This is a genomic window from Clostridium sp. AM58-1XD, from assembly GCF_003464085.1.
Taxonomy (GTDB): domain Bacteria; phylum Bacillota; class Clostridia; order Lachnospirales; family Lachnospiraceae; genus Lachnoclostridium_A.
Window position 1 is genome coordinate 1 of record NZ_QSDR01000017.1, and the last position, 21374, is coordinate 21374.

The window sequence follows — 21374 nt, forward strand, 5'->3', positions numbered from 1 at the left end:
CAGCTCCTGCGACCCTGTCGCTCCTGTTGCCCCTGTCGCTCCCGCAGCTCCTGTCGCTCCCGCAGCTCCTGTCGCCCCTGTTGCTCCCACAGCTCCTGTTGCTCCTGTTGGACCCTGGAATCCTGTAGGACCCTGAGGACCTTCCGGCCCTGTTGCTCCTGTCGGTCCCTGCGGTCCGGGAGGTCCTGGAATCGGACAAGGACAGCAGACTTCCGGCCGCCTGCACGGACATGTCTGATTGGAACAGGACGGCTGAAACATACCGCTCTCCATGATATTATTATCTAAACCGTTATACATAATCATCTCTCCGCTATTCATTTATATGATTATATTATGTACAGCCAGGACAAAGTGTTAATTGCCTGTACGTTTACCTGTCCACTCTTCCGTTCCTGATCTCTACCTCACAGTCACCGACCTTATATACAATTGCTGTTACCTTCGTTTTCTTCCTGTCAACAGACATTTTGGTAATCTTTGCGTCCTTGGGACACATCCCTTTTACCAGGTTATACAGTTTATTTTTCTCATCTCCCAGCGGATACGCCATAATATCTCCGTACAAAGTCAACTCGTCCAGAGTCCCTCTGGATGTTGCTTCGTCCATATATACCACCACTGCACCATAGACCGCCTGAGCTTCCGTTTCGTGCCGTTTTATTCTGTTTCGCCCAATCTGACCTACAGCTGCTGTGCTTCCGATCATGACGATAACCGTCAATATCGTCATTGCAATAACCAGTTCCAGGAGTGTAAATCCTTTGTGATCATCCCGCATGCCTATCCCCTCCCTTATGGAAAGGAGAATATCATTAAAACAAGTCTAAAAAAGTCTATATGTCGTTTTTTCTGTTACCTTTTTATTCTGTCATCTTTTTCCTTTCGCCTCATCAAGATAACTGTAAATGGTCACCTTGGAACCTCCCATAATGTCGGCAACTTTTTCAATTGCACTTTTTACAAGAACAATTCCTTTTTCATTCATAAAGCGCATGATCTCTGCGCTTTTCTTTCCTGTAAGATTTTTTATATCTGCCGTGCCGACCGCCTTTAAAATCAGCTTGTCAATAATTGCCATAATCACGCAATCATTTCCGCAATCGAAAACTTTTACACTATCGTATAATATTATACATCTTCTGACAAGCATATTTTTATATGATAAGCAGATATGAACCTCTGGCGGAAATGAGGTGCTGCCTCAAATAGCCGCTTCGGAAGGTTCCGCCGCCGTTGGTGTTACAATCTTTATAATAAACTCCCAATGTAGCGTTGGATGTTGGCGTTCTTGTTTCCACCGTACTGCTGTATAAAAAGCTTGGAAAAGCGGCAGTCTTAAAAGTAATAGACGATACGTTAAATGATGCCGGTTCCATCGTATTTATCGTTTCTGCAGGCAGTGCCCTTGGCTTAGACCCGATCCTGCTGTTCTTATCTGCATCCGAAGGCGCCAGCATCTGCCGCCACGTAAGCGACAGCTTCTTCTGGCATATGCCAGATGGATAGGATTTAATATGAAAACAGCACCGAAAACTCTAAGCATTTCCAGCATCGTCGAATCTATAGGCGCGTTGCCTGCCACTCTCATCATCAGCCTGATGATCTAAATTAAGGAGGCATTTGGAATATGAAAAAACGAATTGTAATACTGGCGACAGGCGGAACGATTTCCGCCGGCGGTGAAAAAGGCGCTACAACAGGATATACCGGCGGTAAATTTGATGTGAATGCTCTGATATCAGGCATTCCCAATATCGGTCGTCTGGCGGAGCTTTCCGGTGAACAGGTTCTGAACGTATCCAGTGCCGATATCACTCCGGACGACTGGCTTCTGCTTGCAGACAGAATTCATACGCTGGCAGAGCGCGATGAGATCGACGGTTTTGTAATCACACATGGGACAGATACACTGGATGAAACAGCATATTTTTTAAATCTTTTTGTAAAGACTAAAAAACCGGTCGTCATTACGGGCGCCATGCGCCCAGCTACCGCTACCAGCGCAGACGGTCCCCTGAATCTGTACCAGGCTGTTGCTCTGGCTGCCAGCAGCAACTCCGCCGGAAAAGGCGTAATGGCCGTATTTGCAGACGCCGTGTACGGAGGACGTGACGTTCAGAAGATAAACAACTTCAGGGCCGACGCATTCAGCGGCCGTGATTTCGGCTGCATGGGATATATCAGAAATGATAATGTCTATTTCATAAATGAATCCATCAAAAGGCATACCACAGATACGGAATTTGACCTGTCTTCTGTCAAATGCCTTCCCAAGGTAGCCGTAGCCTATTTCCACGTTGGAGCTGATCCCGGAATACTGGAGTATTTAAGTGACCGGGCGGACGGTCTCGTCATTGCCGGGGCAGGCGGGTCTGTATTCAGCAGGGAATGGCTTGAGACCGTAAGCAGAATATCCAAAAAAATTCCGGTTGTCCGATCCACAAGGGTGGCCAGCGGGATTACGGTCTACGATGCTGCTGTAGACCAGAAGGGCGGAACCATTTACAGCGTTACTCTGCCTCCACAGAAATCAAAGATACTGCTGATGGCCGCTCTGACGAAAACCAGGAGCAGAGAAGAGATTCAGCGGATATTTGAAGAATATTAATATTAAACGAGTCCTGATTTCTTCCGGATGTTTTGAAATCCTTGAAATCAGGGCTCGTTTATAGTTTTATATGTATGGCAGAGGCCCTTTTAAAAATGATACAGCTGCGCCGTCCCCACGGTTCCGAACAACTCCATCTTATGAAGAGCTGCCTGCTGCATCGCTTTTACCGCCTCCGGATAAATGTCAAAGGGCTCTATCATATTTTCATTCTCTGCCAGAGTCCGGCGAAGCTGTTTATAAAATGCATACTTGATATCTGACGCGATGTTTACTTTGCTGATTCCCCGTCTTACCGCTTCTTTTATTTCTTCATCAGGATTGCTTGAACCTCCGTGAAGAACAAGGGGAACATCCACCGACTGCCGGATTTCAGAAAGCAGATCCAGTTTCAGCTGCGGCCTGAAATCAGGAGGATAGATTCCGTGAGCCGTTCCGACTGCCACGGCCAGAGTATCCGTTCCTGTACGCTCCACGAACTCCCTGGCTTCCTCCGGTCTGGTGTAAATAATATCCTTTGTCCCTTCTTCCGCGGCGCCCGCATTCTTTCCGATCGTGCCAAGTTCTGCTTCTACTGAGATTCCAAGAGGCCTGGCAATCTTTATCACCTGTTTCGTCATGTCCACGTTATCTTCAAAACTCATCAGAGAAGCGTCAATCATAACCGACGTGAAGCCGTTGCGGATAGCCCTTACAATATCTGCAATACCGCTGTGATCCAGATGGACGCAGACAGGTACCTTCGCGTTATGGGCGGCTTTCAGCACGGCTGCCATCCCTGATTCCCTCTGGAAATTCTGTTCCAATGGATGGACTGCCAGAATGACCGGAGCTTCCACTTCCTCACATAATTCAATAATACCGTTTAAGAATTGGCATGTTCCGATATTAAAAGCCGGAACTGCAAAATGATTTTCTACCGCAGTTTCCAGTAAAGCATTCATATTCATCAGCATAGCATTTACCTCTTTCCGAAGCTTTCAATCTGCTCCCTGTTCCTGACCGCCTTATTGGCTCCTATCTCTGTTACTGCAATCGCCCCTGCAGCGGCGCCGACAGCAGCGGCTTCTTCCAGACTCCTGCCGTTCATCAATCCGTAAATACAACCGGCTACAAAATTATCGCCTGCGCCTGTGGTGTCCACTGCATGAACCTCAACTGCCGGAATTGATGTGATCTCTCCGGTCAGGGCATTCCTTACCAGGCAGCCTTTTTTTCCCATCTTTAATATGATATTCGATGCCCCCAGATCAGTCAGGCGGCTGATAATCTTCTCCGGTTCCGTCTCTCCCGATACAGACGCCGCCTCTTCATAGCTGGGCCACAGATAGTCGATACACTCCAGCAGCTTCCTGATTTCAATCTCATTCCCTGTATACAGACCTGAGAAATCCGCTGCTGTCATAATTCCTCTCTTCTTTGCTTCCTGAAGCAGCTTCAGAGAACCGCCCCGGTCCATTCGGTCCATACAGCACAGGCTTCCAATCGATACCAGTTGATACGCATCCAGCCGGCTGAATTCCTCAAACAGATACCTGTGTTTGGCGTTCCCGCATACAAGGAAATGACGCTCTCCGGAGCTTTCACACAGGACGTAGCTGCCAGTCGTTACGCTTCCATCTAAAATTTCCACCATAGAATGTTCTACGCTTTCCTCTTTCAGAAAGCGAATAATATTGCTTCCCGCCTCATCGCAGCCTACCGCTCCCGCCAGGGATACCTTTACCCCCAGCCTGTTTAAAATTACTGCCTGGTTCAGCGCATCGCCTCCGAACTGTATTACCGGATCCGCAATGATTACCGAGTCCTGGTCAAACAGTTCCCGGTCCACCGGCTTTAAGAAAATATCCTGGATCAAAAGACCTACACATAAAACAGCTTTTTCTTCTCCCATATTCCTGTTCCTTTGCCTTATTATCCCGACTTTTTACTGCTGCTTCCCTTTCTTTAACAGGTCAATTCCCACTGCAGTAATGATAACAATGCCCTTAATAACCATCTGGGCATAGGAAGAAACGTGCAGCAGGTTCAGGCCGTTGTTCAGAAAACCGATTACCATAGCGCCGATAATCGTCCCGCCTACAGTGCCTATGCCGCCCATAAAACTGGTTCCACCGAGAACAGCCGCCGCAATGGCATCGGATTCATATGCATTGCCCGCCGTAGGCTGGCCTGAATACATACGGGAAGCCAGAATGATGCCGGCCAGCGCAGCCAGCATGGCAGAGATCACATATACACGGATGGTGATGGATTTTACCTTGATTCCTGAAAACTTTGCCGCGTTGATATTGCCGCCGATCGCATACATTCTCCGTCCAAATTTCATGTAATATAAAATAATGGAGGCCGCCACAATCGCTGCCAGCACAATCAGGATCGGGACTGGTATCTGTATCAGCGGAGTATAGCCGTTTCCGATTACATCAAACGTCTTGTTTTTGCATGCAACGCTACGCCCGTCCGTAATTATGTAGGCTACGCCGCGGATGGTCTGCTGCAGGGACAGCGTCACGATAAAGGGCGGCATTCCCGTATACGCAATAATGACGCCGTTTAACAGTCCGATCAGGGCTCCGATCAGAATTGCAAGCAATATGGACATAAAAACCGGAATCCCTCTGTTGATAAAAATAACTACTGAAACGCCGCAAGCGCCTACTACGGAGCCTACCGTAAGGTCAATTCCTCCAATAATCAGTACAAACGTCATTCCTAGTGCGATCAGGCTGTTCACACAAATCTGCCGCAGAACGGAAATCAGGTTTCTGGAGGTGAGAAACGTATCTGTGGAGAATGACAGGAACACGCTTAATACCACCAGTCCGATCAGAATTCCCATATTACGCTGAATAAAATCTGCCACAGGATTGTTTAAAATAATGCTGTTATTTTTCTTATTCATGTCTATCCCCTCCCGATGCAAAATACATAATCTTCTCCTGAGTAATCATTTTCAGTTCTTCCTCAGTTATTTCGCCTGTAATACGGCCTTCATACATGACGTAGATTCTCGTACTCAAATTAATGATCTCCTCCATTTCAGAAGAAATCATGATTACTCCGACACCCTGTTTCGCCATCTCAACAATGAGCTGGTAAATTTCTGTTTTTGCTCCAATGTCAATTCCCCTGGTCGGCTCATCCAGAATAATAATATCCGGCTTCGTAGCCAGCCATTTGGAAACAATAACCTTCTGCTGATTTCCACCTGACAAGAGACGGATCAGCTGTTCCGAAGAGGAATATTTGATGGAAAGCCTGCCGGAATACTCGTCAAATATCTCACTCTCCTTCCTGGCATTTACTCCGATTCCCTTTATAAAATTCTTCAGCACCAAAAGGGTCATATTATACTTGATCGATTTCATAGGGATAATTCCCTCTTCCTTTCGGTTTTCAGGCACATAGCCAATTCCACATCCAATCGCGTCGCTGGCATTCCTGATGCTGACTTTTTTCCCATTTACATAGATTTCACCGCTGGTAATCCGGTCGATCCCAAAAACAGCTCTCGCTGTCTCTGTCCGTCCTGCGCCTACCAGACCTGCAAAACCGACTATTTCCCCTTTGCTTACATGGAAACTGACATTTTTCAGCTTTTTATTGGTCAGTCCTTCTACCCTCAGGCACTCCGCGCCGATCGGCAGCTCTGACGTGTGCTTCATATACCGGTCGATCTGCCTCCCTACCATCATTTCAATCAACTGGTCGGAATTTACCTCTGATGCCTGAACCGTATCAATCAAATGTCCGTCTCTGAGAATCGTGATGGAATCCGAAATCCGGAAAATCTCATCCATTCTGTGTGATATATAAACAATTGCAATATTACTTTTTTTCAGCTTTTCAATCTGTACAAACAGCTGCTCAATCTCATTCGCCGTCAGTGAAGATGTAGGCTCGTCCATGACAATCACCCTTGCCCTCGACAGCAGGGCCTTGCAGATTTCCACCATCTGCTGTTCCGCAATGCTCAGCCTGCTGACAATCTGGTCTGCCTGGAAGGTAAGCCCCATTTCTTCTATGATAGCCTGAGCCTTCTTTTTCATCTGTCTGTCATCCAGGAATCCTCTGGCCCTTTCGATCTCATTTCCCATAAAGAGATTATCAAAGACCGTCATATTGGCTGCCAGGCACAGCTCCTGATGGATAATGCTGATGCCGTACTTCTGGGCATCTTTTACATCATTGATTTTAACCTCATTGCCTTCAATCAGAATCTTCCCGCCGTCCTTATCCATATCATAGATTCCGCCTAGGATTTTCATGAGCGTGGATTTTCCGGCGCCGTTTTCTCCCATTAATGCCCGGACTTCCCCTGCTTTCAGCCTGAAATCGATATTGGACAGTACCTTCGCTCCTGGAAAGGTTTTACTGATATTGAGCATTTCTAAATAGTTCTGTTCTACCATAAGCCGCCCCTCTTTCTTAACAGGGCTGTCTGATCAGAAACTCTTAACAGACAGCCCTTTCCTGGGTTAATGATTATTCAGCATTGCTGGCATCGATCAGTCCGGAATCTACTTTTGTATCTTTTTCCACTGTTTCTCCGTTTAATACCTTATAAGCGGTTTCAATGGATATCTTTCCAATTTCCTTCGGGTACTGCGCTGCGCTGGCATACATTTTTCCTTCTTTAATAGAAGCCTTTGCCTCTTCCGAACCATCTACGCCTACAATCGTAAGCTGGTCAAGCATGCCTGCCGTCTCTGCGGCCGCTACGATTCCAAGAGCTGACGGGTCATTGATTGCAAAGAATCCTGTAAGGTCCGGATAAGCCTGGAGAATATTTTCTGCTACAGGCAGGGCCGTATCTGTACCTGGTTCGATTTCCTGCTGCTCTACGATCTCAATATCCGGATATTTCTTTAAGACATCCATAAAACCGTTTGCACGGTCTGCCGTAACTTCCGCAACATTATATGTAAGAAGAGCGACCTTGCCTTTTTCTCCCATACCCTTTGCCATGGCTTCTCCTGCCAGGTTACCAGCCATTACGTTGTCTGTCGCTACCGTAGAATCTACCTGTTCCGCCAGATCAGCCGCAACCGGTGAGTTATAGCAGATGATCGGAATTCCGGCCTTATTGCATGCATCCAGGGATGTCTTAATCGCATTGGAATCAACCGGATCAATCAGCATAACCTGAACTCCCTGTGTAATCATGTCTTCGATGTCATCCATCTGTTTGGCAGCATCAAAGCCTGCATCCATGATGACAAATTCATCTCCGTCCTGCTTTGCCTCTTCCATGCCTGCCAGAATATCAACGTAAAAAACGTTCGACTGGTCGGCCACAGAAATGCCAATTAATTTGCCCTTTTCGTCGGAAGACTTGCTGTCCGTCGTTTCTTCCGCAGCCTTTTCCGTCGTCTCTGCTCCTGCCTCTGCAGTCGTTCCTGATGCAGTTGTCTCCGCCTTTTTCTCTCCTGATGAGCAGGCGCCCAGGGTCAGTACCATGACTGCTGCCAATGCTGTTGCTAAAACCTTTCTTCTCATAAATAACCTCCTTAATATATTATAATGATTTTGCTCTCTTTTGAAACTTACCAGGCTGTATATCCGCCGTCTACCAGATAGGACGCTCCCGTTACAAAACTGGACGCATCCGATGCCAGATATACGGCAATGCCCATCAGCTCATCCGGCACTCCTGATCTGCCCATTGGCGTCATGGAGAACCACCGTTCAATAGCCGGATCTTTTCTCTGATACCTGTCCTCACTCATCTCGGTCCTCATATATCCAGGGCAGAGGGCGTTCACTCTTACTCCCCGGTCCGCCCATTCTGCTGCCATAGATTTGGTCAGCATAATCAGACCGCCCTTGGACGCATTGTATGCACACTGGTTCTGAGGCGTATTGACAATCATTCCCGACATGGAGGCCACGTTTACGATACTTCCCTTACCCTGCCTGAGCATCACATTGCCTACTTCCCTGGAAACAATAAACGGTCCTGTCAGGTTCACATCAATGACTTCCTTCCAGTCCTCCAGCTCCATCTTCTCCGCATCGCTTCCTCTCCAGGTACCTGCATTATTAAAGAGGATATCGATCTTTCCGTATTCTTCCACAACCTGAGAGACCATTTTCTTTACATCGTCTTCCACTCTCATGTCTCCCTTGATTACGGTGCACTTTACTCCGATGTCTTCGATAATTTTCTTTGTCTCCATAGCCGTCTCAGTTCTCCTGGCAGCTATAACGATATCAGCTCCTGCCTGTGCCAGGCCTATCGCCATGGATTTCCCCAGACCCTGGCCTCCGCCTGTCACGATTGCCACTCTTCCTTTCAGTGAAAACAGTTCCATTACATTTTCCATAAAAATCTCCTCCTTTATGATAAAATTTCAATAAAATCTTCCTCTTTATATTCAGATACAGAACAGTCATTTTTATATACCCGTTCCGGAAGAACAATCAGCACGTGCGCCTCTTCTTTTGTAAGTGGCATTACCCCCATGTGCCATACGCCTGTCTTAATGGCGATCAGTGTTCCCATCGGTACGATAAATGCTTCTGTGCGCTCAGGACACGGTTCGCCTGTAGGAGGCGCAACATGTAAGATCACATCATCGTCCATGACAAGCATAGCCTCTCCCGTGGTATTATGGTATTCTGCTTTTGTAACAATCTGCTGCTCAGGCTTCCTGCATATCAATGTGGAAAATCCTACCGGCATATTCCCCGACACATGGTAGAGGACCTTATCGTTATAAAAATCCCCCAGGCAGCTGCCCTCCGGATGGAGAATATCCATATAGCTGCCGTAAGGTGCAAACCCCTGAACTGTTAATTTTTTTGCCTGAATCTGACGCATAAAATCCTCTCCCCTCTATTTGACTGTAATGCTGTCCGGCACTCCTCCTCCATTCTCAAGAAATCGTTCCAAAATGAAGGCTGCCGCGCCGATTGCCCGATAGCTGCTTACATTCTCTACCGTAATTAATTTGATTTCCCCGTCCCTCATTCTCATCTTTCTGTTATCAAGCGCCTCTTTGAACATGTTTATAAACAATCGATTATTCCCAAGCTTTCCCCCACAGATAATCGCTTCCGGATCTACCAGATTGATCACGCTGCTCACTGCCATCCCCAGATATTCTGCGGCATTACTTAATATATCTATCGCAGTCTTGTCTCCATTCGATGCCGCTTCAAATACAATATCGAGATCAACTTTTCCGGCCTCTCCATATACAAGATCGGTAATCATAGAATTCTGATTTCCTTTTACTGTTTCTACCGCCTTTGCCTTAATGGACTTTCCGGAAGCAAACAGCTCCAGACAGCCATAATTGCCGCAGTAACACTTCGGACCGTCCTTTTCTACTGCCATGTGGCCGATCTGTCCGGCAATCTCAGAAGCTCCGTAAATCAGCTTTCCCCTCATAACAAGAGCAGATGAGATTCCCTTTCCCAGGCTCAGACACATATAATTGCCGATTTCTTTTCCTATTCCAAACATTTTCTCATACATGGCGAAAGCCTGCTTCCTTCTTCCACCGTAATATAACCATCAAAATGCTGGCAAAAGAACTTCCTGGCACTGACCTCGCTCCACTTTAATTCATTGCTGTAAATGACATAGCCCTGCTTTGCATCCACCAGTCCCGGAACACAGACGCCGATTCCGGCAATTTCCCTGATTCGCTCACGGTTATCTTCAATAACCGATTTCACCATCTCGACAGCCTTTGTCATAATGGAAAGGCTGGTATCCGCAGACTGGTTGTCCCTGATTCTGCTGTCAATAATGTTCAGCTTTAAATCCGTCAGCAGCACTTCTGTCCTGTACTCGTCGATGTCCAGAGATATGATGTTGTACGCATCCTTATTCAGTTCCAGCATCACCGGAGGTCTTCCTCCGCTGCTCACTCCAATCTCTGTTACGTTTACAATATCTTTCTTCTTCAGGTCCTCAATAATCCTCAATACGGTCGGTTGGGAAAGATTCACCATCCGGGCAATCTCTGCCTTAAATACACTGTCATGTCTCCAAAGCACATCCAGGATATCCGTTTTGTTTTTTAAGTTTACATTACTACTGTTCATACTCTTTCTCAGCACCTTCTCCATCCCAGGATGACTGGATGTCCTCAAAATGGCGCCCTACGTTAAGATATTTCCTGTAAAGTATGTCGTATCTGGTAAAATTATCCTCATTCGGCGTGTAGACATTGGAAAATCCTATACACATCGTTTTCTGCGCTTCCACAATCGTATGATAGAATCCTGCCGCCACTGCCGCATAGATCGCCGCCCCTCTTGCACATGCCTGATTGCAATTCGAAACCTGTATCGGCCTTTTCAATGCATCCGCCAAAAGCTGCATAATCAGGGGCGATCTTTTAGAAACTCCTCCCACCGTAATAATTCTGTCAATCTGAATCCCTCTTGTAACAAAGGACTCAACTATTCTCCTCGCTCCAAATACAGTAGAAAGAACGAATGAGCGGAATAACTGCACCGTATCGGTACTTAATGATAAACCATAGACCCCGCTCTTTACTTTTTCATTGATAATCGGATATCTTCGTCCATTTAACCAGTCGACTGCACTGATGTCTTCTCCTTCGTAGGCCATCGCCTCTTGGGATAACCGATCCAGCAGCCTGTTTTTATAATCTTTTGTATACTGCCTTTTCTGTTCCTCGCTGATTCCTTCCATAGAATCCACGAAATCTCTTACCGACCACATCAGAATATCCCGAATCCAGGAATACACATCGCCAAACGCTGCCTGGCTTGATTCAATTCCAATATATCCCGGAACAATTGAATTTTCAGCCATTCCGCAGGAATCCTTGAGGTCCTTACCTCTGACATTTTGCCTCTTTTCGATAAGCATGTCAACAGCAGATGTTCCGATTACCATAACTAACGTATTATCTGTAATGCCCGCTCCCACCGCTCCTGCATGAGCGTCCAGAGAGCTGCCTCCGATTATGCACTTTTTACTGATTCCCAACCTCTCCGCCCATTCAGGAGTAATCATACCAGTATTGGTCGTGGAAACCTGAGGTCCCTGTCCATAGGTTTCCGCCACTTTTTCCAGATAAGGGTCGATCGCTTTCAGGCATTCATGGGCGGGAAGTCCGCCGAAATCACTGTGCCACAGGGCTTTATGTCCTGCTGCGCAGCTGCAGCGGTACATCTCTTCCGGCTTAGTTCTGCCGGTCAGAAGGGCCGGAATCCAGTCGCAGTGCTCGATCCAGGAATAAGCTGCTTCCTTTACCCTTGAATCTGTACGCGCACAATGAAGAATCTTGGCCCACCACCATTCAGAAGCGTATTCGCCCTGAAATCTGGTATAATTTTCTCCCCGAAAATCGCTGAGTATCCTGTTGATCTCCTTCGCTTCGTCAATCGCCGTATGATCCTTCCACAGCCAGAACATGGCATTCGGATTATCAGCAAATTCCGGAAGAAGTGCCAGCGGAATTCCTTCTTTATTTACCGGGCAGGGGGTAGAGCCTGTCGTATCCACTCCTATTCCCGCAATTTTCTCTCCGATCGGACGGCCGACTTTTTTACTTCCTTCAGCAACTGCCTTGCGGACGGCTTCCTCAAAGCCCTCTATGTATCTAATGGATGCTGCCTGAACCTGTTGGATGGGCTGTCGCAATATTTCTTCTCTGCCCACCTCTTATAAAAGACAGTTGACGATGACAGCTCAGCCCCATTATTCACATCGATCAAAACCGCTCTGACAGAATCGCTCCCAAAATCAATACCTATTACGTAGTTGTCCATATCTTGTCCTCACTACTTTCTTTCATACTGTAATTAAGTATTATAATATACTCATCTAACATTTTTGTCAATATTCTTTTCTTCATTTTTTATTTTTTGTGTCATTTGTACAACAACGCAAGGGGGACCGGATAGCTGCACTCCCTTGACAGAGGGTTCCGCCCTGCCGAAAGCCTTAAATTCCGCAAAAACCGGCTCTCCTAAAACAAAGAGTTCCGCAAGCGGAACTCTCGCGCCTGCGGCGGGTCGCTTCAGCGACTTGATTCCCTTCCGCCGCAGTGCGCATCCATAGCGGAGCGTTTTTTACTTTCTAGGAAATCATACGCTTTATCACTTTACAATAACAAGGTCTTTCCTAGAAAGTAAACAAAGAGTTCCGCAAGCGGAACTCTCGCGCCTGCGGCGAGTCGCTTCAGCGACTTGATTCCCTTCCGCCGCAGTGCGCATCCATAGCGGAGCGTTTTTTACTTTCCAGGAAATCAGATACTTTAATACTTCACAGCAACAAATTCTTTCCTGGAAAGTAAAAAGATCAGGCCGCTTCCACTTATGGCAGGCAGCCTGATCTTTTTTTAACTCTATTTTTCAAAAAACTGCTGTTTGTTGAAAACAGCTAATTTCCCTGTTCCTGAAGTCTGTTAAGTTTATTCTTGTTTCTGCGGAAACCGCTGCTGCACACCGGCATGATCAGGAAGATCAAAGCTGCTGCAAGGCAGACAAGGGCAATCGGTCTGTCCAGCACAGCGGCAAAATTACCATTTTCCGCTGTAAGCGCCATACGGAAATACTTTTCCACAAGCGGTCCCAGAATGTATCCTAAAATCACCGGCGCCATATCCACCTTGAACTGTGTCAGGACATAGGCTGCGATTCCGGAAATAATCAGCACCCACAAATCAAATGTCCTGTTGTTCAGCGCGAAAGTTCCAAGAAGGCAGAACATCAGAATCGCCGGGAACAGATAAGAAAATTTAATATTTACCGCTTTCACAAAAACTCGGATCAGTCCCAGTTCCATCACATACATGACGATATTTGCCAGGAAATAGGCAACCATAATCGCGCCTACGACATCCAGATTTGTCTTAAAAAGGAGAGGCCCCGGCTGCAGGCCGTGAATCATCAGACCTCCGATCAGTGCCGCCGTCGTCAGGTCTCCCGGTATTCCAAGAGTAATCAGAGGTATCAGCGCACCTCCGTTTACCGCATTATTGGATGTCTCAGAAGCGCAAATGCCTTCCGGTGAGCCGTGGCCAAACCGTTCCGGATGCCTGGATAATTTTTTAGCCTGATTATATGTGATCAGCGTAGATGCATTTTGCCCGATTCCGGGAAGAATCCCGATTCCCGTACCATACAGGCATCCCAGAGCAATGGGAAGGCCGCAGCCTTTCATTTCTTTCAGCGGAGGCATAAAGGACATCTTCCCCATCTGTATATCCTTTTTCTCCTTTCCCAGATCATGGCTCTGAATCAGTATTTCACAAACAGCAAACAGCCCCATCATCAGTGCTGTGGACTGAAGTCCGCTCATCAGCTGCCATGACCCGAATGTCAGTCTCTGGGCTCCCGACACTGCGTCCAGGCCGATACTGCCGCATATAATTCCGATCAGAGCGCCGATCAGTCCTTTGACGATGTCGTCTGAAGCCATACTGATCACGACTGCCAGTCCCAGAAATGCAACTGCAAAGTACTCCCAGTTTCCAAAGATCAATGACACCTTTGAGAGCGGCGGTGCGATAAAAAACAGCGCCAGAGCCGATACCGTTCCGCCGATCAGCGAAGCGAATACGCCGATGGAGAGCGCCTGTCCCGGTTTTCCGTTTTTTGCCATCGGATAACCGTCGTAACACGTAAAAATAGAAGACGGCGTTCCCGGAATATTGATCAATGTCGCTGTAATCAGACCCCCGCTGATTCCACCTACATAAATGGCAATCAACAGAGTTAGTCCCTGTGCCGGCGTTAAGCGTATGTAAACGGAATCATCAGCGTTACCCCCAGTGTTGCCGTCAGACCTGGAATACAGCCGAATACAATTCCTATGAAAACGCCTCCAAATAACACTGTCAGGCACATAGGGTCTGTAAAAATAGTGGAAAAGCCGCCGATAATCGCTTCCATGTGCTTGTCCTCCTTAAATTATTTACTGTTGTTTCATGTCTTCAAATACAGGCTTAATTTCTTCCACCCAGCCGTCGATCTTTTTCTGCAGTTCTTCACCGGATACATAATGTACTTCAAGGCCAAGGCTCAAAACCTTTTTCTGGAAATCCTCGTTCGCGCACACCTCTGCCACTGCGTCGCTGATCACTTTTATTTTATCCGCACTCGTTCCTTTCGGAGCATACAGTCCCCTCGGTTTTGTCGTTACAACATCATATCCCAGCTCTTTTGTACACGGTACATCCGGAAGGGATTTAGAGCGGCGGTCACTGATGACGAGAAGTGGAATTTCATCGCCCGCTTCTACGGAAGCCTGCACGTCCGCCCCAGTATTTACGCTCAGTTGAACGTGATTGCCCATATTGGCCACCTTGTTGTCCGCGCCGCTGTTATATGGAACTACTGTTACGTCGTCTTTGATTCCAAGGGCATCCAGAACTCTTAAGCAGTCCGCCATATTGCAGTTCATGGAGCCTGTGTTTCCCACCTTAACTTCTCCCGGATGTGCCTTAACATACTCTACGACATCATCCAGCGTTTTCCATCCGCTCTGTTTATTTGTCACAAGGATATTAAAGTCGTCAGCAATACCGCAGACAAGTTCCAGGTCCTTGTACAGTTCCACGTCCGTCGTCCCGCCCAGAGTATAAGAAACGACATCCATGGGATTATGCGCCAGAAGGGTATATCCGTCGTTTGCAGAATTATACGCCTGCTGACAGCCGATATATCCGGCTGCGCCGTCCACATTTACCGCAACAAAGTTCTGGTTGTTCGGAAGCTTCAGATATTCCATCATCGAACGGGTCAGGACATCAGAACCGCCGCCCGGTGCAAACGGGACGATCACATTGACCGGCTTTGTAGGGTAATCATCCTTTTTTTCTCCTGATTGACAGCCAGCCAGCAATACGGCTGCTGAAAAAATGCAAATGCCTGCCTTTAATATATTTTTAAATTTCATCTCAATCCTTCTCCTTTTTCTTACATTTTTATCTCTTCTGCTTGTTCCCTTTTTTATGAAGTTCGCGACATTGAATACTCAATACCGCTTTCTGTACCGACGCTCAGACCGCTACGGAAGCTGGATGGCCAGCAGTTTAGCAAATACAAGCCACAAAATCACGAGCAGAACCGCCCCTGTTATTACGCTTTTACGCCCGATTCTGATCATATCTTTTTTATCCAGCCCTCTGACGCAGAGTTTCTCTTCCTTCAGCGTATAAACTGCCGTCAGAAATACGGTCATCAGAAACGTCGTTGGAATAAATCCTGCTGCCGGCAGCAAGACCGCATATAAGATAAGAGCGGCAACTGTCAGCAGGATGGTGCTGTCCAGCACAAAATGGAACCCCTCTTTTTCTGCCTTACCAGCAAAATCCAGAGATGATACAACCAGAATCACGGCTACCAGAAACAGAAGCACAGCTATCATCTGCAGCCATACATCCGGCCTGGCGATCAGCCCGCCTGGCTGACTTCCGGAACATTGGACGTCACTTTTCCAAAAAACAGACCTGCGCTTAACACGATCATTAAAACGCCAAGAATAAAGTCATTCGCTTTTTTTATTACTTTCACACAAACTTACCTCCTGTTATTCTGCCCCCTTTTCACGGAGCATTTCTAACATACCTTTGAACTCAGGATATTTCTGGCTGTATTCTTCGATCATAGCCTGTCCGACTGCCCGGAACGGCTCTCTGTCTACCTCTGTCACATCGACGCCTAGTTCACGTAGACTTTCCAGATCCGAGGCTTCCCTTTCCATATATGCCCGTTTTACCGTTTCTGTGTAAGCCATACAGCACTCGTCAAAAGCCTTCCTGTCCTCTTCCTTCATGGAATCATAAAATTCCTTATTGACTGCGATCCAGTTATATGTGATCTGATGTCTTGTCAGAGACAGGTATTTCTGTACCTGATACCATTGGCTCGTCAGCAGCGCCGTAGGCGGATTTTCCTGGCCGTCAGCCAGCTTCTGCTGGAGTACGGTAAAAATTTCCGGAACGGATGCATTGATCGTTTCAAATCCCAGTCTGTGAGCATACTCGATAAACTGCGTTACATTCGGTGTTCTGAGCGTCAGTCCTTTACAGTCTTCAGGAGTTTTGATCGGCCTGACATCATTGGAAATGGACCGTACGCCTGTCAACACGAAGCCTTTGCATACAATTCCAGCCGGTTCGATCGCCTCGTTCATGGCATTCATGATATCCGGATCAGACAAAGCCGCAAAACTGCTGTCAATATCTTCAAATACAAACGGAAAATCTACCACTTTTAAGGCTGGAAACTGATCGGACAGTTCAACTCCCGCAATACCTGCTTCGATTGTGCCCTTTCTGATTCCTTTCAGGAAGTCTTCTTCTCCTCCCAAGTCTCCGTCAGAATAGACCTCTAATGTATAACGCCCATCTGTTTTCTCTTCCAGCATCGGCCGCAGAACTTCATTCAGAGATTCATTGACAGGGTGATCCTCTGCGAGAAAATCAGCAAGTTTTATCGGAATCGGTTTCTCCCTGTTTTCTGCAGAAGGCGCTTCCCGTTCCTCTGATTTTTGTTCCTGAGAAAGCTCTCTCTGACCTGATCCCTGACCACAGCCGGATATCGAACTGACTGCGGCTGCCAGTACAGCCGCCCCGCCGATTTTCCAGATTTTAAACAATAATCCTTTATTCCTATTCATTTATTCGGTACCTCTTTCATCTATCATGCATGACATGGCTATATTATATCTTTCCTTTATCTTGTGCACAATTGACATTTTTCTATGTTTCCCATGACATTTTATCGAATTTGTTTCGTTATAATTATTGTCATGTCATTTTTTACAGCCAAATTTTTGTATAATCTTTTGGACTATGATATAATGTCCCAATAACGGACATTATATCTGCGCATTGCGGTTTCTGCATTCACTACAGAAATCCGGGCGCTCTATTCCGCCGGAGCTTATAAGCCGCTGTGCGGTTATCTTATAATATCCAGGACAACTTTTGGATCGACGAGGTACAGACATGAAACAGCTCCGGCTTCTTTTACAGCTGTACAGGACAAAACGGCCTGCTTCAGCTTTTATTCGAACCTTTCTGCTTTTAAATGTTTTCGCAGTGATTCCGATTCTGTGTATGGCAATGTATTTCTCCAGCATGGCGGAACGATTCTGGAAAAGTGAAAGCTATCGTTTTAACCAGAAAGCGTTTCTCCAATATACCAATCAGGTTGACAGTAAAATACTTTCAGCCAGACAGGCTGCTTCTCAGATGGCAGATAATAAATCCATACTGTCCTTTATCACGGATCCCACATTTTCAGAAGTCCAGCGGAATACCCTGATTATGAAATCTCTGAACGATCTGAAAACAGCTGAAAACGGAATGGATCTGATTTATCTCTTTTCCAATTATGAAAAGCTGGTCCTGACATCGGATAAAACCGGATACACCTATGACCAGTTCTACGATAAAGCTGCTCTGGACAGCTATTCCAGCGGCTCTTATGAACCTATGATGGACCGAACTTATGATACAGATACAGGAGGCACCCATGAATTTATTACCATTTATCAGAATATACCGAGGATTCCTCCGGTTCACTTGGATGTCTGATTTTGAACATGGAAAAAAGCTTTCTTTTTTCCTCTCATGATGATGCCGCAATTCTGGAAATGTCCGTTTATGACGCATCCGGACGAAGCCTCTATATGCAGAATCCTGATTCCTTATATCAGAATTCGGAAAAATTTCAGAATCTGCTGTACAAAAGCCCCGGCACGTTCACCTATACGGTAGGCAGGGACGAATACGTAATCCTGAACACATTTTCCCCAGTTACCGGCTGGGTCTATGTAGGTGCGGCGCCCATGCCTGTATTCTTTAATTCCTACAGGCTATTTCCAGGCTGCTGTCCAATATTGCCGTTATTACACTGGTCTTATCCTTCTTCTTATCGATTCTGATTTCTTATCGCGTCTATCTGCCGCTCCGCGTACTGACCAACTTTATCAGCGGCAAAGACGGAAAAAAAGAAGCCCGGAGGCTTCCCGAAGAATATCAGTATATACAGAATGCTTACAAAAATATAGCCAGCCAGAATGAAAACATGGAATCCATCGTAAAATCCATGCAGCCAGCGGTAAAAAATGACTTTTTCTTCAGCCTCTTAAGGGGAGATGCCGTCTCCGAAGACGAAATTATCCAGAAATTAAAGTTCATAGACGGTGGTTTCTCCCCAGACAATTACGGCTGCATCGTATTTCAGGTCTCCGACTATGAACAATATCGAAGAGATTTCGATGAAAACTCCCGCACGCTGCACAGCTATACGATATCCCAGGTGGCAGAACAGCTTATGCAGCCCTTTCACGATCCTTTTGCCTTCATCAAAGTAAACCGTTCGGAGTGGGCGCTGATTGTCAACATTTCCAGCAGCTCTGACGGCTTTCAGCAGGAAGAATTCGTAAAAATCATCCATCTGTTCCAGGAACAGTTTTCCCTTGCTGCCACACCGTTTCTCCGCATGGGCTACGGCCGGCTTTACAGGAATCTATCCGACCTTCCCTACTCATACAGGGAAGCTCTGGAATCCTTGAAGTTTCAGCAGTACAGCGAACGTTCCCTTGCGGAAACCTCTGAAACGCTGGAATCCATCGACTATGCAATGCGGGTGCCGGATGCAAAATTAAAGGACTCCCTGATGGAGTCCGTACGAACCGGTTCTGCAGATGAGGCCAGCGAATACTGCAGCGCTATTTTTTCCGATGTGGAAGACGGTCTGACCGTAGAATATGCCCGTGCCGTCTCTTCTGATGTCGTAAATTCCGTCCTCGGTATTTTTATCGAACTCGGTATTGACATCGCTTCTTCCGGCTCTTCCGAATACTATGAGAAACTGAAATGTGCTGATTCTCTTGAAGCACTTCGTTCCGGTACAGCCGAATTTGTACGATCTGCCGCTGTAAGCGTTCAGTCGTTCAACAACGATCATTCGCCTAAAATTACGGAGCGCCTTCTGGAATATATTAATACCCATCTGGGTGAAGACATTTCTTTAAATGACCTGGCCGCTTTCAGCCATCTGAGTGCCCCATATGTCAGCCGACTGTTCAAGGAAAACCTGAATATCGGTTTTGTAGAGTATATGAATACTCAGCGGATTGCAAAAGCCAGACAGCTTTTAAAGGAAACTACCCTGACCGTCGAACAGATCGGTTTTCAGGTAGGTTTCAATAACGTACGCAGCTTTATGAGAACATTCAAAAAGTACGAAAACACCACTCCCGGGCAGTACAGAAGCCAGTTCAAAGAGGAATGAAATCAATGGAATAAACTCAATTTTTAATCGTAAACCCCAGTTCTGAAATTACAGGGATATCTTCCGAATCAATCCTGTCTATGGATATAAAGCGCCCTTCATAGAGCTGCTCCAGCATCCGGCCGATTGAATCGGGATCTCCCTGGACTTCCATTTCCACGCGGCCGTCCCACATATTGGCGACCCATCCTGTCAGTCCAAGCGACTGGGCGATATAATAGGACCGGTACCGGAAACCGACACCCTGGACCATTCCTGAAAAAAATATGTGTTTTCTTACCTTCTTCGGTTCTTTTTTCCAAGATATCATGCGCTTCTCCTCTCTGACCGCAATCCTTTCATTTTCCCGCTTTCCATCATTTCATTTCTGAAGAACTCCCTCAAAATTACATAAATATATTATCCTTTTTTCATATTCATCATAATTATGGAACAATATTTATGATGTGTTTTCTTGCGGTTTGGCTTCCGTTTCGTTATAATAAAAAACACCAGTCGCCTGGCCTTCTTTTCAGTTCCATTCGGAACAAACGATCCCTTTATAAAATTTCATACAAAGGAGGTATACTTGTGGTATACGAAATTTTTTTAGAAAACATCCGGCTTGCCGTTGCAGGGCAGCTCGGAAGTTCTTTTTCTGTATCTCTTCGTCAGATTCCTAAAAATAACGGGGTTCTTTCCGACAGTCTGTGTATTCAGAAACCGCCGTCCACTGTGGCCGCTGCCATCTATCTTCGCCAGTTTTTTGAAGAATACGAAAACGGTCTTCCGGTATCCTGTATTGTATCAGAAATTCTGAATCTCTATACAGGTCACTCTCTTCCTGCCACTCTCCATCCTGAACAGTTCCTCCGCTTCAGTTCTGCCCGTACCAGTCTGGCCTGCAAATTAATCAATACGGCTGATAATGAACTGCTTCTTTCCCAGGTTCCCCACATTCCCTTTCTCGATCTAAGCATTGTCTTTTTTCTCTTTCTTGAAAATGATGAAGAAGCATTTACCTCTATCATCAATATGGAGCAGCTTTCTCAATGGAACATGACGGAAACCGAGCTTTTCACAGAAGCGCATGCCAATTCTCCACGGCTTTTCCCCCCGATTCTGCAGGAGCTGGGGGACGCAATCGAAGGGATGATACAAAACGGCTCCGCCGGAGACGAAGAAGAACCGGCGTCTGCAGTTCCCGACTTTTGTAATGATCCCCAGCCGCTTCACGTCCTGTCGAATACCAAAGGCATGAACGGAGCCTACTGCATGCTCTATCCCGGTGTTCTGAAAGAATTTGCCGACTCTTATGGCAGCGATCTGATCATCCTGCCGTCCAGCGTCCACGAAATCATACTTGTTCCTGATACCTCTGATTCACGCTATGATGAAATGAACGAAATGGTGAAGGAAATCAACTGCAGCGACGTATCGGAAGAAGACAGGCTGTCCAGCCACATCTATCTCTATTCCCGCCTTTCCGACCGCATCTTTCTCCCTTCAGGAATCTCCTCCAAAATCCCATAAATAC

At 46.5% G+C, this 21374-nt stretch carries 24 protein-coding genes and 1 pseudogene; 6 read left to right on the forward strand and 19 right to left on the reverse strand.

The annotated features are described in order from the left end of the window. The 3 genes and pseudogenes from DXA13_RS22405 to DXA13_RS11650 all read right to left on the reverse strand — a co-directional run. Nucleotides 1–300 (reverse strand): annotated as a pseudogene (locus DXA13_RS22405) (hypothetical protein); the annotation flags it as partial. Nucleotides 301–373: 73 nt separating this feature from the next. Further along, nucleotides 374–781: a type II secretion system protein gene (locus tag DXA13_RS11645; RefSeq protein ID WP_118244622.1), complete on the reverse strand. Its 408-nt coding sequence runs from the start codon at nucleotides 779–781 to the stop codon at nucleotides 374–376. A 90-nt stretch (nucleotides 782–871) separates the two neighbouring features. Then, nucleotides 872–1081, reverse strand: coding sequence for a helix-turn-helix domain-containing protein (locus DXA13_RS11650; RefSeq protein ID WP_243009092.1), 210 nt, complete (start codon nucleotides 1079–1081; stop codon nucleotides 872–874). Between the two features lie 194 nt (nucleotides 1082–1275). On the opposite strand from DXA13_RS11650, the gene DXA13_RS20755 reads away from it, so the two are divergent. Further along, nucleotides 1276–1509 carry a hypothetical protein gene (locus DXA13_RS20755; RefSeq protein WP_147348025.1) on the forward strand — a complete coding sequence of 78 codons (234 nt, stop codon included), beginning with the start codon at nucleotides 1276–1278 and terminating at the stop codon, nucleotides 1507–1509. Nucleotides 1510–1630: 121 nt separating this feature from the next. Continuing rightward, on the forward strand, nucleotides 1631–2611 hold the full coding sequence (locus DXA13_RS11660) for an asparaginase (protein ID WP_118244628.1): 981 nt from the start codon (nucleotides 1631–1633) through the stop codon (nucleotides 2609–2611). 89 nt (nucleotides 2612–2700) lie between these two features. Here the strand turns inward: DXA13_RS11660 and DXA13_RS11665 are convergent, their stop codons facing one another. The 15 genes from DXA13_RS11665 to DXA13_RS11730 all read right to left on the reverse strand — a co-directional run bounded on the left by DXA13_RS11665 (nucleotide 2701) and on the right by DXA13_RS11730 (nucleotide 17231). Then, nucleotides 2701–3567, reverse strand: a complete 867-nt coding sequence (locus DXA13_RS11665; protein WP_118244630.1) for a ketose-bisphosphate aldolase — start codon at nucleotides 3565–3567, stop codon at nucleotides 2701–2703. 5 nt (nucleotides 3568–3572) lie between these two features. Further along, the gene (locus DXA13_RS11670; protein ID WP_118244632.1) at nucleotides 3573–4505 is read right to left on the reverse strand and encodes a carbohydrate kinase family protein; all 933 of its coding nucleotides are present in this window, start codon (nucleotides 4503–4505) and stop codon (nucleotides 3573–3575) included. Nucleotides 4506–4538: 33 nt separating this feature from the next. Then, nucleotides 4539–5516, reverse strand: coding sequence for a ribose ABC transporter permease (gene rbsC, locus DXA13_RS11675; protein WP_118244634.1), 978 nt, complete (start codon nucleotides 5514–5516; stop codon nucleotides 4539–4541). Then, complete coding sequence (locus DXA13_RS11680) at nucleotides 5509–7026, reverse strand: sugar ABC transporter ATP-binding protein (RefSeq protein WP_118244636.1); 1518 nt, start codon at nucleotides 7024–7026, stop codon at nucleotides 5509–5511. The genes rbsC and DXA13_RS11680 overlap by 8 nt, the downstream gene beginning before the upstream one ends. A gap of 73 nt (nucleotides 7027–7099) precedes the next feature. Continuing rightward, on the reverse strand, nucleotides 7100–8113 hold the full coding sequence (locus DXA13_RS11685) for a sugar ABC transporter substrate-binding protein (protein WP_118244638.1): 1014 nt from the start codon (nucleotides 8111–8113) through the stop codon (nucleotides 7100–7102). Between the two features lie 47 nt (nucleotides 8114–8160). Further along, nucleotides 8161–8940, reverse strand: a complete 780-nt coding sequence (locus tag DXA13_RS11690) for a glucose 1-dehydrogenase (protein ID WP_118244640.1) — start codon at nucleotides 8938–8940, stop codon at nucleotides 8161–8163. Between the two features lie 14 nt (nucleotides 8941–8954). Further along, nucleotides 8955–9437, reverse strand: a complete 483-nt coding sequence (locus tag DXA13_RS11695; RefSeq protein ID WP_118244642.1) for an ureidoglycolate lyase — start codon at nucleotides 9435–9437, stop codon at nucleotides 8955–8957. 15 nt (nucleotides 9438–9452) lie between these two features. After that, nucleotides 9453–10097: an ROK family protein gene (locus tag DXA13_RS22410; protein ID WP_118244645.1), complete on the reverse strand. Its 645-nt coding sequence runs from the start codon at nucleotides 10095–10097 to the stop codon at nucleotides 9453–9455. Beyond that, nucleotides 10073–10672, reverse strand: a complete 600-nt coding sequence (locus tag DXA13_RS22415) for an ROK family protein (RefSeq protein ID WP_181995641.1) — start codon at nucleotides 10670–10672, stop codon at nucleotides 10073–10075. The genes DXA13_RS22410 and DXA13_RS22415 overlap by 25 nt, the downstream gene beginning before the upstream one ends. Then, nucleotides 10662–12245 carry a ribulokinase gene (locus DXA13_RS11710; RefSeq protein ID WP_181995642.1) on the reverse strand — a complete coding sequence of 528 codons (1584 nt, stop codon included), beginning with the start codon at nucleotides 12243–12245 and terminating at the stop codon, nucleotides 10662–10664. Before DXA13_RS11710 ends, DXA13_RS22415 begins: the two co-directional genes overlap by 11 nt. A 741-nt stretch (nucleotides 12246–12986) precedes the next feature. Then, nucleotides 12987–14318 carry a tripartite tricarboxylate transporter permease gene (locus tag DXA13_RS11715; protein WP_181995643.1) on the reverse strand — a complete coding sequence of 444 codons (1332 nt, stop codon included), beginning with the start codon at nucleotides 14316–14318 and terminating at the stop codon, nucleotides 12987–12989. A 23-nt stretch (nucleotides 14319–14341) separates the two neighbouring features. After that, entirely contained in the window at nucleotides 14342–14500 is a 159-nt protein-coding gene (locus DXA13_RS21025) for a hypothetical protein (protein WP_181995644.1), read from the reverse strand. Nucleotides 14501–14522: 22 nt separating this feature from the next. Further along, nucleotides 14523–15506 (reverse strand): tripartite tricarboxylate transporter substrate binding protein, encoded by a 984-nt coding sequence (locus tag DXA13_RS11720; RefSeq protein ID WP_118244655.1) that lies wholly within the window; start codon nucleotides 15504–15506, stop codon nucleotides 14523–14525. Between the two features lie 111 nt (nucleotides 15507–15617). Further along, nucleotides 15618–16007 (reverse strand): tripartite tricarboxylate transporter TctB family protein, encoded by a 390-nt coding sequence (locus tag DXA13_RS11725; RefSeq protein WP_347559838.1) that lies wholly within the window; start codon nucleotides 16005–16007, stop codon nucleotides 15618–15620. 132 nt (nucleotides 16008–16139) lie between these two features. Next, the gene (locus DXA13_RS11730) at nucleotides 16140–17231 is read right to left on the reverse strand and encodes a TRAP transporter substrate-binding protein (RefSeq protein WP_118244661.1); all 1092 of its coding nucleotides are present in this window, start codon (nucleotides 17229–17231) and stop codon (nucleotides 16140–16142) included. A 331-nt stretch (nucleotides 17232–17562) separates the two neighbouring features. Here DXA13_RS11730 and DXA13_RS11735 point away from each other — a divergent pair, with 331 nt between their 5' ends. The 3 genes from DXA13_RS11735 to DXA13_RS11745 all read left to right on the forward strand — a co-directional run bounded on the left by DXA13_RS11735 (nucleotide 17563) and on the right by DXA13_RS11745 (nucleotide 19858). Beyond that, nucleotides 17563–18153: a hypothetical protein gene (locus tag DXA13_RS11735; protein ID WP_118244664.1), complete on the forward strand. Its 591-nt coding sequence runs from the start codon at nucleotides 17563–17565 to the stop codon at nucleotides 18151–18153. Nucleotides 18154–18155: 2 nt separating this feature from the next. Then, nucleotides 18156–18503: a hypothetical protein gene (locus DXA13_RS11740; protein WP_118244667.1), complete on the forward strand. Its 348-nt coding sequence runs from the start codon at nucleotides 18156–18158 to the stop codon at nucleotides 18501–18503. A 143-nt stretch (nucleotides 18504–18646) separates the two neighbouring features. Further along, nucleotides 18647–19858, forward strand: coding sequence for a helix-turn-helix domain-containing protein (locus tag DXA13_RS11745; protein ID WP_118244669.1), 1212 nt, complete (start codon nucleotides 18647–18649; stop codon nucleotides 19856–19858). A gap of 16 nt (nucleotides 19859–19874) precedes the next feature. Here DXA13_RS11745 and DXA13_RS11750 read toward each other — a convergent pair whose 3' ends face one another. Then, the gene (locus DXA13_RS11750) at nucleotides 19875–20168 is read right to left on the reverse strand and encodes an acylphosphatase (protein WP_118244671.1); all 294 of its coding nucleotides are present in this window, start codon (nucleotides 20166–20168) and stop codon (nucleotides 19875–19877) included. Nucleotides 20169–20428: 260 nt separating this feature from the next. Between DXA13_RS11750 and DXA13_RS11755 the strand changes: the two genes are divergently transcribed. Further along, complete coding sequence (locus DXA13_RS11755) at nucleotides 20429–21370, forward strand: DUF5688 family protein (protein WP_118244674.1); 942 nt, start codon at nucleotides 20429–20431, stop codon at nucleotides 21368–21370. The last annotated feature ends 4 nt before the right edge of the window (nucleotides 21371–21374 follow it).